This window comes from Sulfuriferula sp. AH1 (assembly GCF_002162035.1).
Classification (GTDB): Bacteria; Pseudomonadota; Gammaproteobacteria; order Burkholderiales; family Sulfuriferulaceae; genus Sulfuriferula.
In genome coordinates this window covers 1282476-1295736 of the sequence record NZ_CP021138.1, presented here as the reverse complement: position 1 = coordinate 1295736, position 13261 = coordinate 1282476, and the positions used below count along the sequence as shown (strand labels likewise).

Genomic DNA, 13261 nt, shown 5'->3' with positions numbered 1-13261 from the left:
CATTATTCTTGTTATTGCAGGTCGTCCTGCAACCGGAGTGATCAATTCCAGATCAGCAATCTTACCGGCGTCGGATTGTAAGCATTACACGGGTTATTCAACTGTGGACAGTTGGAAATCAGCACCATCACGTCCATCTCGGCACGCATTTCCACGTATTTTCCGGGAGCGGAAATGCCATCCTCAAAAGTCAGCTTGCCTTCCGGGGTCACCGGCACGTTCATGAAGAAATTGACGTTGCTGGTGAGGTCGCGCTTGTCCATATGGCAATCGCAATGGCCCAGCGCGTGTAGAAAGCTGTCACGGCAGCTGTGCATGAACTTCTTGCCGGTTTCATAACGCACGCTGTTGCTCTCCGCGGCGCAGGCGCCGCCCAGCGTATCGTGACGCCCGCAGGTATCGGCAGTAATGGTCACCAGTACATTGCCTTCGCTGGACAACAGTCTCGAACCGGCGGTCAGATACAGATTGCCCTGCGCGCGAATGGTATCCACCGCGCTGTATCTTTCCGCAGGCTCCTGCGCGTTATAAAACAGGGTATCGACAGCCTGATTGCCTTCCAGATCGAGGATGCGGAATGTTTGCCCGTGTTTGATTTCATGCAGCCAGGGCTCGCCTGCGGGCACGATTTCATCGTGCACGGCGTCTTTGGGGTCGAGTTTACTTTCTACGATAGCCATGTTCTTCCCCTCAACGGTATAACAATTCGGTGTTATGGAAGCCGCGCTGGTTTTCCGGACGGAAATTGCGGCAGTAGTCGTATTCATCCGGCAATTCGGAACGCCATGCGGTAAACTTCACCGGCTTGGGCTGGTATTGCGGATTCGGATCCAGCGGGTGCTGGGTCGCTGCAAGCACCACCAGCGTATCCATTTCAAAACGCAGATCGACGAAATCACCGGCTACCGAATTAGCTGTATGAAAAACCAGGTTACCCTCTGCATCGGCACTGACTTTACTGAACAAATTGACGTTGGCGACAATGTCGCGCTTGCCCAAGCCCCACTTGCCGAGTTCAATCAAAAAGCTGTCGCGGCCATTGCGGTGCATCGCATTGAGATGGGTCTGGTAACGCGCTTCGCCGTATTTGGCCAGCACCTGGGCAGCATCCGTCATGCCGCATACCGTGTCATGCCAGCCGCAGCTATCCTCGGTAATCGAACACAGCACGCGGCCCATGTCCGAATAACACACGAAGCCTTTGGTCAAGTGCGCGGTATGCTGGGCCTTGAGCGTGTCCGCCATGTTATAGCGCTCCAGTTTCTCATCCCGGTTATAAAACAGCACAGAGAGGTTGGCGCTGCCTTCGACGTCGGTCACGCGCAAGGTAGTACCGCGCTTCATGTTGAACGACCAGTGCGCGCCGCCGGGAATCTCTTCTTCCCACAACACCCGATCCGGACTGAATGCTGTTGTTGATGTTTTCATGCTGCTATCCTCTTCTACTGGTTAAAACTGAACGGCTGCACTACTTAAACTATTTCGCTGCCTTCTATCTGCCGGGTCATGCGTTCCAGCAAATCCTGGTCGGTATGCATGCCGGATGTTTCCCGGATGCGGGTCAGGATTTCCTTCTTCAACGCAATGAATTCAGGCGACAGCTTCATCTCCTGATCGCGCTTGTCCGGCAGCGGCACCTCGTAGATGGTATCGATACGCCCTGGGCGCGGCGCCATCAGCACAATACGCTGGCCAAGATAAATGGCCTCTTCCACATCGTGGGTCACGAACACGATGGTAGTCTTTTCCAGATTGAACAGATGCAGGATCAGGTCGTGCATTACCTCTCGCGTCTGCGCGTCCAGTGCGCCGAACGGCTCATCCATCAGCAGGATTTCCGGCTTGGGCAACAAGGCGCGCGCTATCGCCACACGCTGCTGCATGCCGCCGGAAAGCTGATTAGGGTAAGCTTTGGCGGCATGCGCCAGTCCCATCAGCGACAGTAATGCATCGGCGCGCCCCGATGCCACTTCGACTTCCGAAGAAGTGGCACCTTCCCGATTCACCTTCAGCCGCCGGCTGAATTTGATGTTGTCGACCACTGACAGCCATGGATACAGGCTGTAATTCTGGAATACCATCGCCCTGTCCATACCGGGGCCTTGCACTGCTTTATCGTTCACCCGTATCTCGCCGGAGCTGAGTGTTTCCAGGCCGCCGATACAGCGCAGCAAGGTGGACTTGCCACAGCCGGACGCTCCGACAAAAGTGATGAATTCGTTGGTGCCGATAGACAGATTGATATCCTGCAAGGCCACGACTTCCTGTTTGCCGGTGCTGAATATCTTGCCGGCAGCATTGATTTGGATCTTGGTATCCATGGAGTTCGCCTATTTTTTATATAACCAGGGAAAGCTCTTGCGGTGCGCAAGGCGGAACAATTGATCCATGATCAGGCCGATCAGGCCGATGAGGATAATGCCGGCAAATATCTTGTCGGTCTGCAGAAAACGTTGCGCCTTGAGGATCGCGTAACCCAGTCCCGAGTTGGCCGCCACCATCTCGGCCACCACCAGATAAGTCCAGGCCCATCCCATGGTGATGCGCAGGGTATCGAGCAATGCGGGCTTGGCCGACTGGAAGATCACCAGCGATACGATCTCTTCGTCCCCGGCTCCCATGGTCTGCGCCGCTTCGATCTGCGCCATCGGCACGCGGCGTATGTCCTCAGCCACCATCAGCACCATCTGGAAAAAAGTACCGATCCAGATAATGGCTATCTTCGAACCCTCGTCGATACCCACCCAGAGCATGACCAAGGGGATAAAAGCCACGGCGGGCATATAGCGGATGAAGTCGGTCAGCGGTTCGAATATGGCTTGTATCGGGCGGTAAGTGCCTATCATTATCCCCAGCGGCACTGCAATCACTGCCGAGAGCAGGAAGCCTACCGTGACACGGTAGATACTGATCCACGCATCGCCGACCAGATCGTCGTCTTCGAACCAGTGATAAACCCGCGCCACCACGTCCATTGGGCTGGGCAGGAACACTTTGTCCATGATGCCGCTGTTGGCCAGCAACCACCAGCCGGCAAAAGGAACCAGCATACCCAGTACAGCAAAGAGCAGGAATTCCTTGCGGCTCAGATGGCCGCGGATCGTCCAGAATCTGCGCCAGAGCCGGCGCAAGAATGCATGCGGTTGGATAACGGGATTTTGTGCAGGCAATGACATATTCGCCTCTATTTTCCGGTCAACGGGAGAGGGAATACGCGCAACATGTGGCCGAACCGATATTGGAATAACATAACCGCGACTCCTTGAAAGTTAAAAGCGAGAGGATGAAGCGACAACCGATCGCAACCTCCCGGGCTTTTATCCCTCCGTGGAGTCCCGGCCAACCGAGACCGGGCAACTCTCGGACCAGACATCCCAATATGGGACCGGAACCCTAGATGCCCTGATGACAAAGGCTGCAGTGACGACTGCACCTCTCTTGCAGATTACTTAGCAACATGCGTGCCAAATATTTAGCTATTTTATTTCAAATAGTTGTCGCACTATTCAACGGATACCTGCAAACCAATCGATTCAATCATGCATCGGGATAGTGCGCAGAAATGGAAATGCACCGGTATGGCACATGCTGAACAGCCGTTATGTTCAAATGCTGAAGATTTGTCCGGGCACCAGCTGTTGCGGCATATTGACAGCCGGGTGCAGTGCGGCGATTTCACTCATGATGGCATCCTCGCGCCCCGGCTTGAGATGGGTGATATAGACAGGCGCATCGAGTTTGAACTGCTTTAATTCATCGATCAGACTTTGGGGAGAGAGGTGTTTGGATAGCTCGGCAATGCCGTGCTCCTCCTGTGGAAAAGCGGTCTCGATAATGAGTGCCTTGAGATTTCCGATATGATTGACCCAATCCCATAGTGCCGGATCAGGTCCGGTATCTCCGGAAAAAACGATGCTGCCGCTGCCGCTGTCCAGCTGATAGCCGACCGCAGGCACGGTATGACTGGCGGGTAAGGCAGTAATGGCACGGCCATCCAATTGTACCGCCTGATACACATCGATCGCGATATAACGCAAGTAAGGCCGCTCAGGCGGAATCTCGCTAAAATCCGGCCATACACGCCAGTTAAAGATATGCTGCCGCAAGATTTCCAGCACACCGTCGATCGCATACACCGTTACCGGGCGATTTCGCATGGCCCCAACCGAATCCAGCAATAGCGGCAATGACAGGATATGGTCAAGATGACTGTGCGTAATGAACACGTGATCGATGGCGGCAAGCTGAGCCAGTGACAATCGGGTCACCCCGCTGCCAGCGTCAATCAGAATGTCGTCATCGACCAGCAATGAAGTGGTATGTCGGCCGCCGCCTATGCCTCCGCTGCATCCGAGTATGGTGATGTTCATTTGCTTTCGAATACCCATACGCCATCCCAATCCGGTGCCGGCGGATGCTGGCGCAGATGATTGATGCGTTCCAAATAGATTTGATAAAGTTGTATCGAAGCAGATGTTGATTCTGTCTGCTGGATCAACGCGCGCAATTTCGTCTCCGCGACTTCCCAACGCTGGGCGCGATAATCCGCCAGGACGCCGGAAAACACATCTGCCTGGGTGACGAGTGCCGCATCGATCCCGGCTTTCAAACCCAGCGGCTGGTAAATGGTCACCGGCTTGTTCTTGCCCTTTACCCTCACCAGATCGAGTTCCTGGAATGCCATTTCCGGCAATGCCGCACAAGTTGCTTCCCCCACCACCATCGGCACTGCATACTGCTTGGTAATGCCTTCGAGCCGTGAGGCCAGATTCACCGCATCTCCCATCACCGTATAAGCCATGCGGAATTTAGATCCCATGTTGCCGACACTGACCCTACCGGTGTTGACGCCGACGCCGACATGCAATTGCGGCCAGCCGCGTGCAGCAAAACTGACATTCAGCTCGGTCAATGCCGCCTGCATCGCCATACCTGCCAATACCGCATCGCGCGCATGCTGCGGATTGTCCAGCGGCGCGCCCCAGAATGCCATGATGCAATCGCCCATGTATTTGTCTATGGTGCCATGGTAACCGTGAATGACCGTGGTCATGCTGGTTAAAAACTCGTTGAGCAGATCCGATAATTGCTGAGGAGTCAGGCTTTCCGAAATCGTGGTAAAACTGCGCACATCCGAGAACAGTATGCTTAATTCCTTGCTCTCCGAACGCATGTTGAATCGCGACGGGTCATGACTCATTTCCTCGACCAGTTCAGGCGGCACATATTGCCCGAATAATCCGGTGATCTGGCGCTTTGCACGGGTTTCGGCAAAATAGCCCCACGCCATGTTCAGCACCATCAAGCCGGCAATCAGCAGCACCACAGGCGCAAAGGGTAGCACCCAGTTATGCTGCCAGGCCCAGGCATTCGCGGCAATATAAGCAACAGTCAGGCTTAGCCCCAGAATAGCACCGCGCAATGGCGTCAGGCGCGGCAATATCCAGGCCAGACCTGCTCCCAGCACGATAAGCAAGGCCAATTCCAGCGCATGGGCGAAACCGGGCTGATAACGGATGTTGCCATCCAGAATGCCGGAAATCAGATTGGCGTGTATCTCGACACCGGGGTAATTCTTCGCAACCGGTGTCACCCGCAGGTCCAGCAGGCCGGGGGCAGTGGTCCCCACCAGGGCGATCGCATTCTCCAGCAGACCCGCTGGTGCTCGTCCATTGATTACATCTGCGGCGGATAAATATGTGTAGCCGGGATAGGCTCGATACGGCACCAGGATCGCGCCGTGCGCGTCAAGCGGAATCCGCATATCGTCAGCAAGCAATTCGAGATGATGGGAATGCGGCCACCATTGCGTATCGCCAGTCTTGTGCAACTGCAGCTGCGCGCCTAATGCCGCACGCAGTGTCGCCAGGGAAAGTGCCTCGTACGCCGCGCCATGATAATCAGCGAGCATCGGCATGCGCCGTGTCACGCCATCGAAATCGGCAGACATGTTGAAATAACCACCCGTTGCAGCTGCATGCTGCAATTGCGGAATATTCGAGCCATAGCCTTGATTATGGACGAAGCTGCGATCCAAACCGGCCATAACACCAGATGTAAACACAGGTTGCGGCAATGCGCCTTCAGTTTGCGGATAGGGCGTGAAATAATAACCCAGCACCACCGGCCCCGAACTCATGGATTGGGCAAACCGCGCATCGTAATCCAGCAATGGCCGTGCTTTATCCAGAGCCTGTTTAAACAGCTTATCCTGCTTGAAATGGGTAGCAGCGAGATGTGTCAGTGATGCCAGTCCGGAGCGGGTATCCGGCTCGGCAAACACTACGTCATACCCAATGGCGGCGACATGGTAGCGATCCAGTAATGCGGAAGTTAATTGCGCCAGCCGGTCGCGCCCCCAGGGCCACTGACCGATTTGCTTCAGACTGGCTTCGTCAATATCGATAACGACAATACGCGGATCAAGTTCATGCGGCATGGTCAGCAGCAAACGCGTATCGTAACTCCACGCTTCCAGTCTATCCAGCATGCTCAAACGAACGACACCCGCAGTATGCAACACCAGCAGCACAGTGATTAACAAGCTTAAAATCATGCGCGGAAGGTGTTGTTTGAACATGGTTATGACTCACCCCATAACTCTTCCGGGAAAACCACTGCCGTGCCCAGTTTTGCGACGACGATTCCGGCGGCGCGGTTCGCCAATGCCACGGCATCATCCAGACTCTTACCAGCCGCCAGCATGACGCCAAGCGTCGCGATTACGGTATCACCCGCCCCGCTCACATCAAACACTTCGCGTGCAACGGTGGGCTGATGCGATACGCCAGCTCCGCTGAACAGAGTCATGCCGGCCTCGCTGCGAGTTACCAATAACGCGCTCAAATCGAGGCTTTGCCGCAATGCTTCGGCTTTGTTGCGGAATTCTTCCTCGCCTTGCCAGCTGCCTGCAACCACACGAAATTCACTCAGATTCGGAGTGAGCACGGTAGCATGGCGATAACGCGCGTAATCATCCCCCTTGGGGTCCACCAGCACGGGGATATTCAGCGCATTCGCCGCCGCTATCATGGATTCGATATGCGCCAACCCGCCTTTGCCGTAATCCGACAAGATCACCAGATCGCAGTCGGGTAACAGTGTATGAAAGCGCGCCAGTTTGTCTGCCAGCACATTCTGGCTGGGAGGCGTTTCGAAATCGATGCGCAGCAGCTGTTGTTGCCGGCCGATTACCCGCAGCTTGATGATGGTGTCCAGAATGGCGTCTTCGTGCAGATGTGCATCGATCGCCGCCTCTGTCAAAAGGCGATGTATGGTACTGCCGGCCTCGTCTGCGCCCACGACTGACAACAATGCCGTAGTCGCCCCCAATGCAGCCGCATTGCGCGCAACGTTGGCGGCCCCGCCAAGTCGCTCTTCCTGGCGGTTGATTTTGACAACCGGCACTGGTGCTTCCGGCGAAATGCGAGCCACATCGCCAAACCAGTAGCGATCCAGCATGACGTCGCCTACCACCAGGATACGGGCGTCGGCGATACCGCTGCTATTGGAAATGTGATCTTTGTTCATTTACGCCCGATGGCAAAATACTCGAAACCCAATTCCCGCATTTGTGTCGGCTCATACAAATTACGCCCGTCAAAAATCACGGGATACTTTAACGCGGCCTTGATCACACCGAAATCCGGACTGCGGAATACTTTCCATTCGGTCACAATGACCAGAACGTCCGCATTTGCCAACGCAGCTTCCGGATTCTCTACCAATGTGAGTTGCGGGTGATCACCATAAATACGATGGGTTTCATGTTCGGCAGCAGGATCGAAAGCCTGTACATGCGCTCCATGTTCCCATAAACCCTCCATCAGCACCCGGCTTGATGCCTCGCGCATATCATCGGTATTCGGCTTGAAAGCCAATCCCCATAACGCAAAACGCATCCCTTTCAGATTAGTGCCGAAACGCGCAATGATTTTGGACAGCAGCAAATGCTTTTGTGCCTCATTCGCTGTTTCCACTGCATCGATAACGCGCATCGGCACGCCATTCTCTGCAGCAGTGCGGCGGAGTGCCTGCACGTCTTTGGGGAAACAGGAACCACCGTAACCACACCCCGGGTACAGGAAATGATAGCCAATGCGTTCGTCGGAACCTATTCCCTGACGCACGTGCTCGATATCTGCGCCGAGCTTCTCTGCGAGATTGGCCAATTCGTTCATGAATGAGATACGCGTCGCCAGCATGGCATTGGCTGCATACTTCGTTAATTCGGCTGAACGCACATCCATACTGATCAGACGGTCGTGGTTACGCTGAAACGGCGCATACAATTTACGCATCAGGTTGGTCGCACGTTCGTCGTCAGTGCCCACAATAATCCGGTCGGGACGCATGAAATCATCGACTGCAGCACCTTCCTTCAGAAACTCGGGATTGGAGGCTACGCTAAACTCCAGCGACACACCACGGCTATCCAGTTCTTCCTGCAATGCTGCGCGCACCCTGTCCGCCGTTCCGACCGGTACGGTCGATTTGTCCACTACCAGCTTGTATTCGGTCATATGCTTGCCGATATTGCGCGCAGCTGACACGACATATTGCAAATCCGCCGAGCCATCTTCATCCGGGGCGTACCCACGGCAATAAACTGAATCAGTCCATGCTGAGCGGCAAGTTCAACATCCGTCGTAAACTGCAGACGGCCTTCGGCCACGTTACGCTTGACCATATCTTCCAGACCAGGTTCATAGATAGGGATACCACCCTGATTCAAAATGGCGATTTTCTTGGCATCCACATCCAGGCACAACACATTATTCCCTACCTCAGCCAAACAGGCGCCACTGACCAACCCTACATACCCTGTACCAATCACGGTAATTTTCATGCTGTTTTTCCTTGTGTAATCTCTTGATGAATCGCTAACAATGCCTGCAATGGGTTCGGCGCATGCGTAATAGGTCGCCCGATTACCAGATAATCCGCTCCTGCAGCGAGTGCTGCCATAGGCGTCATCACCCGTTGCTGGTCGCCCAAAGCTGCGCTGGCAGGGCGTATCCCTGGCGTGACCAGATTAAATTGTGCACCCAGTTCACGTTTGAGCATAGTTGCCTCCTGGGCTGAACAGACTACGCCGTCGAGCCCACTGGCCTGGGTAAGACGCCCCAGGCGTAGCACCGCTTCCTGAGGCGTGCCGTTCAGGCCAATTTCATGCATCTCCGTTTCTCCCATGCTGGTCAGCAGGGTGACGGCAATCAGGAGCGGTCGGTCAGCTACATCGCCCAGCCCTTCGCGCGCCGCCCGCAGCATGGCACCGCCGCCCAATGCATGCACGTTCATCATCCATACGCCCAGATCGGCGGCGGCCTTGCACGCCAGACCGACTGTCGTGGGAATGTCATGAAATTTCAAATCCAGAAAAACCGGAAAGCCGAGCTTGACCAGCTGTTCTACCCAGCGAGGGCCGGCTGCAGTAAATAACTGTTTGCCCACCTTGAGCCGGCACAGGCTTGGGTCAAGCTGCCGAACCAGTGCCATGGCGCTGCGCTCGTCAGGGTAATCCAGCGCAACGATAATTGGAGTAGTTTTCATCATTTCGATTATTCTTCTTTTTGCTGGGGCGGGAAACTGTCCCAATGACTACACGCCGGGCAATGCCAGAAAAAGCTGCGTGCCTTGAAGCCGCAGTGCTCGCACTGATACATGGACTGACGCTGGCTGTATCGTTGCACGATGCTTTTCATCAACTGCAGATCAGACTGGCGTTCGGCCGGTGCAGTCAATAATTCGGCTTCCAGCAGGCGATCCAGCCCACGCATGCTCGGGTTGCTTTGCAATGTTTCACGAGCCAGCTGATGAGCCGCAGCGGCACCGGATAATTTGAGCGTTCCTGCAAATACGGTATTAAACAGTTCGTACGAAGGCTGGCGTGCCAAGGCGCTGCGCAGGTAGACCACGCCTTCCGCTTCGCGGCCAAGCTCACGGTAACTGGCCATGATGCGTTCGGTAACCAGCGCCAGATGGGCGATGCTTTGCGATTCAATACGTCGCCAGGCAGCGATCGCCTGCGCATGATTACCGAGCGAGGCTTCAATATCGCCGAGCAATGCGTTGGCACGCACGCAATCACGATTCGCCTTCAGCGCGTCGCTCAAATGCGTCCGGGCAACATCGATCTGCCCGTGCAAATAAGCATGATTGGCAAGCTCGCATAAGAAATGCGCAATTTCTACATGATAAGGCTGATTACAAATCCTGGATAATTCACGCGCTGCAGCCACCGCTTTTTCCCAGTCTTTTTCCTGCACATATATTTCCAGCAGAAATTGCCGCGCCTGGCCGGCTGCATCGCTTGTCTGCAAACGATCAAAGATCTCTTCTGCACGATCCAGCAGACCTGCCTTCAGATAATCCTGCCCCAGTTCGGACAACGCTTTCAATTGGCGCTCAGCCGACAAATCTTCTCGTGCCACCAGATTCTGATGCATGCGAATAGCGCGTTCGACTTCGCCACGCTTGCGAAAAAGACCACCTAAAGCGAAGTGCAAATCCACCGTATCGCTATCGACCTTGACCACTTCGATAAATGCTTCGATGGCTTTATCAGGCTGTTCATTCAGTAAATAATTCAGCCCCTTGAAATAGGACGCTGGCACGCTGCGCGACTCTGTCATGACATGGCGGATATCAACCCGCGCCGCCAGCCAGCCCAATCCAAAGAACAAGGGCAGAGCCAATAACCACCACAATTCAAATTCCATCTTGTGTTTATGCGTAACTAATCACGCACCCTCTCATTCACTCAGTGTGGTCTTGGATACAGATAGCGCCTGCCGCAATCGATTCAACTCCCGGCGCTGGCGAAACAAATAGCCCAAACAGGCAGCAACTCCCAATGCAGCACCGAGTGCCAAAAAAATCAGAATAATCAGCACCAACGGCAATTGCCATTGGTAGCCGAAATAATAACGCAAGGTCACCAGCTCGCTATTTTTTACGGCAAAGCCGAGCAAGAAGAAGAACAAGACGACTTTTAACAATCCGCTCAAATAACGCATAGTGACCAAATCACACCAGAATAATTTAATTTTACCCTAAAAAGATCAATTCAGCCGCCGGCACCATAGCAAGAGTGGCTTTTAAACGACATTCACCTGCAAGTTTGCATTTAACAGACAAATCACAACTGCGTTAGCTGCCTTAATATAAAAAAAGCGGCATATCTAAACGATATGCCGCTTTTCTGATGCACCAGCAACTATAATCAGCTAGCCGGATAATCCACACGTTCACGCAATTCTTTACCTGCTTTGAAATGTGGAACGTATTTTTCAGGCACTTCCACTTTCTCACCGGTTTTAGGATTACGCCCTAAACGTGGCGGGCGATAGTTCAGGCTAAAACTGCCAAAACCACGAATTTCCACCCGTTCACCAGTAGCCAGACTTTTGGAAACGGCATCTAAAATAGTTTTAACTGCCATTTCCGCATCTGTCGCGACCAACTGGGGATGGCGTGCAGCCAACTGCGCAATCAACTCCGATTTGGTCATGACACTACCTTTCAGGATTCAGCGTTTTTGTTGTCAAGTTTAGCCTTGAGCAACGCGCCGAGATTAGTAGTGCCGGTGTTTGCTGATTGGTCACCCGCCATTTTTTGCATTGCTTCGGTTTGCTCAGCAGCGTCTTTTGCCTTGATGGACAAATTGATGCTACGGCTCTTGCGATCCACATTGATGATCATCGCTTCGACTTCGTCACCTTCTTTGAGATGGTTGCGGATATCTTCAACGCGATCACGCGAGAATTCGGAAGCACGCAAGTAACCTTCTACGTCATCACCCAATTGAATCACAGCACCTTTGGCATCCAGTGACTTGACAGTACCTTTGACGATGCTGCCTTTATCGAAGCTGGAAACGAAGCTGTTGACCGGGTCGCCTTCGATCTGCTTGATACCCAAGGAAATACGCTCACGTTCGACATCGATCGCCAATACCACGGCTTGAACTTCGTCACCCTTCTTGAAGTTACGCACAGCTTCTTCGCCAGGTTGGCTCCATGACAGGTCGGATAGATGAACCAGACCATCGATACCACCAGGCAAACCGATGAATACGCCGAAGTCAGTGATGGACTTGATCTGACCGCTGACTTTGTCGCCCTTCTTGTGGCTGAGTTCGAAATCTTCCCATGGGTTGGACTTGCACTGTTTCATGCCCAGAGAGATACGACGGCGCTCCTCATCGATTTCCAATACCATGACTTCGACTTCATCACCAAGCTGAACCACTTTGGATGGATGAACGTTCTTGTTGGTCCAATCCATTTCCGAAACGTGAACCAAACCTTCGATACCGGTTTCGATTTCCACGAATGCGCCGTAATCGGTCAGATTAGCTACCTTGCCGAACATACGGGTACCCGCTGGGTAACGACGTGCCAAACCGCTCCAAGGATCGTCGCCCAATTGTTTGATACCCAGGGAAACACGATTCTTCTCCTGGTCGAATTTAAGGATCTTGGCTTCGACTTCATCGCCAACCTGCACCACTTCTGAAGGATGCTTGACACGACGCCATGCCATATCGGTAATGTGCAGCAAACCGTCAATGCCGCCCAGATCAACGAAAGCGCCATAATCAGTAATATTTTTAACCACGCCTTTAACAACGGCACCTTCCTTGAGGTTGGCCATCAGCGCGTCACGATCGGCACCCATGGTAGCTTCCAGTACCGCACGACGCGATACAACGACGTTATTACGCTTGCGGTCAAGCTTAATAACCTTGAATTCCATTTCTTTGTTTTCGTATGGAGTGGTGTCTTTAACTGGGCGAGTATCCACCAGTGAGCCTGGCAGGAAAGCGCGAATGCCATTTACCATTACCGTCAAACCGCCCTTGACTTTACCATTAACCATACCGGTAATGATTTCGCCTTCTTCCATGGATTTTTCCAGACTAATCCATGCCGCCAAACGCTTGGCCTTGTCGCGTGACAGCTTGGTTGCGCCATAGCCATCTTCGAGCATTTCAATTGCTACGCTGACAAAATCACCGATTTTAACTTCAAGTTCGCCGCGATCAGTGCGAAATTCTTCGATGGCAATCAGACTTTCTGATTTCAGACCAGCATTAACGGTAACAAAATTATCGTCGATTCCAACAACTTCGGCGGTAATAACTTCACCTGCACGCAATTCTTGACGAGTTAAACTCTCTTCAAACAGAGCGGCAAAACTTTCCATATTGGATTCGGTAGAGGAGGAAACAGTAGACATGTAAAAAAATGACCCAAAA

12 protein-coding genes, 1 pseudogene and 1 riboswitch are annotated in these 13261 nt (G+C 53.4%); all 13 genes and pseudogenes read right to left on the bottom strand.

Going from position 1 to position 13261, the window contains the following annotated elements:
• Positions 1-41: 41 nt before the first annotated feature.
• Positions 42-680, bottom strand: coding sequence for an urea amidolyase associated protein UAAP2 (locus CAP31_RS06615; RefSeq protein ID WP_087446811.1), 639 nt, complete (start codon positions 678-680; stop codon positions 42-44).
• Between the two features lie 10 nt (positions 681-690).
• Complete coding sequence (locus CAP31_RS06610; RefSeq protein WP_087446810.1) at positions 691-1428, bottom strand: urea amidolyase associated protein UAAP1; 738 nt, start codon at positions 1426-1428, stop codon at positions 691-693.
• 44 nt (positions 1429-1472) lie between these two features.
• Positions 1473-2321, bottom strand: a complete 849-nt coding sequence (locus tag CAP31_RS06605; protein WP_087446809.1) for an ABC transporter ATP-binding protein — start codon at positions 2319-2321, stop codon at positions 1473-1475.
• 9 nt (positions 2322-2330) lie between these two features.
• Positions 2331-3176: an ABC transporter permease gene (locus CAP31_RS06600; protein ID WP_087446808.1), complete on the bottom strand. Its 846-nt coding sequence runs from the start codon at positions 3174-3176 to the stop codon at positions 2331-2333.
• Between the two features lie 128 nt (positions 3177-3304).
• Positions 3305-3408: riboswitch (guanidine-I (ykkC/yxkD leader) on the bottom strand.
• Between the two features lie 197 nt (positions 3409-3605).
• A complete protein-coding gene (locus tag CAP31_RS06595; RefSeq protein ID WP_087446807.1) occupies positions 3606-4370 on the bottom strand; it encodes a 3',5'-cyclic-nucleotide phosphodiesterase in 765 nt (254 codons plus the stop codon).
• Complete coding sequence (locus CAP31_RS06590; protein WP_223247402.1) at positions 4367-6580, bottom strand: CHASE2 domain-containing protein; 2214 nt, start codon at positions 6578-6580, stop codon at positions 4367-4369. The genes CAP31_RS06595 and CAP31_RS06590 overlap by 4 nt, the downstream gene beginning before the upstream one ends.
• Positions 6581-6582: 2 nt before the next feature.
• Positions 6583-7530: a D-glycero-beta-D-manno-heptose-7-phosphate kinase gene (gene rfaE1, locus CAP31_RS06585; RefSeq protein WP_087446806.1), complete on the bottom strand. Its 948-nt coding sequence runs from the start codon at positions 7528-7530 to the stop codon at positions 6583-6585.
• Positions 7527-8848: pseudogene (locus CAP31_RS06580) on the bottom strand (UDP-glucose/GDP-mannose dehydrogenase family protein). The gene rfaE1 and the pseudogene CAP31_RS06580 overlap by 4 nt, the downstream one beginning before the upstream one ends.
• Positions 8845-9552 carry an orotidine-5'-phosphate decarboxylase gene (gene pyrF, locus CAP31_RS06575; RefSeq protein ID WP_087448295.1) on the bottom strand — a complete coding sequence of 236 codons (708 nt, stop codon included), beginning with the start codon at positions 9550-9552 and terminating at the stop codon, positions 8845-8847. The pseudogene CAP31_RS06580 and the gene pyrF overlap by 4 nt, the downstream one beginning before the upstream one ends.
• A gap of 8 nt (positions 9553-9560) precedes the next feature.
• A complete protein-coding gene (gene lapB / locus CAP31_RS06570) occupies positions 9561-10721 on the bottom strand; it encodes a lipopolysaccharide assembly protein LapB (protein WP_087446805.1) in 1161 nt (386 codons plus the stop codon).
• 33 nt (positions 10722-10754) lie between these two features.
• Positions 10755-11018 (bottom strand): lipopolysaccharide assembly LapA domain-containing protein, encoded by a 264-nt coding sequence (locus CAP31_RS06565; protein WP_087446804.1) that lies wholly within the window; start codon positions 11016-11018, stop codon positions 10755-10757.
• A 206-nt stretch (positions 11019-11224) separates the two neighbouring features.
• Positions 11225-11512, bottom strand: a complete 288-nt coding sequence (locus CAP31_RS06560) for an integration host factor subunit beta (protein WP_087446803.1) — start codon at positions 11510-11512, stop codon at positions 11225-11227.
• Between the two features lie 11 nt (positions 11513-11523).
• Entirely contained in the window at positions 11524-13242 is a 1719-nt protein-coding gene (gene rpsA / locus CAP31_RS06555) for a 30S ribosomal protein S1 (RefSeq protein ID WP_087446802.1), read from the bottom strand.
• Positions 13243-13261 lie beyond the last annotated feature (19 nt).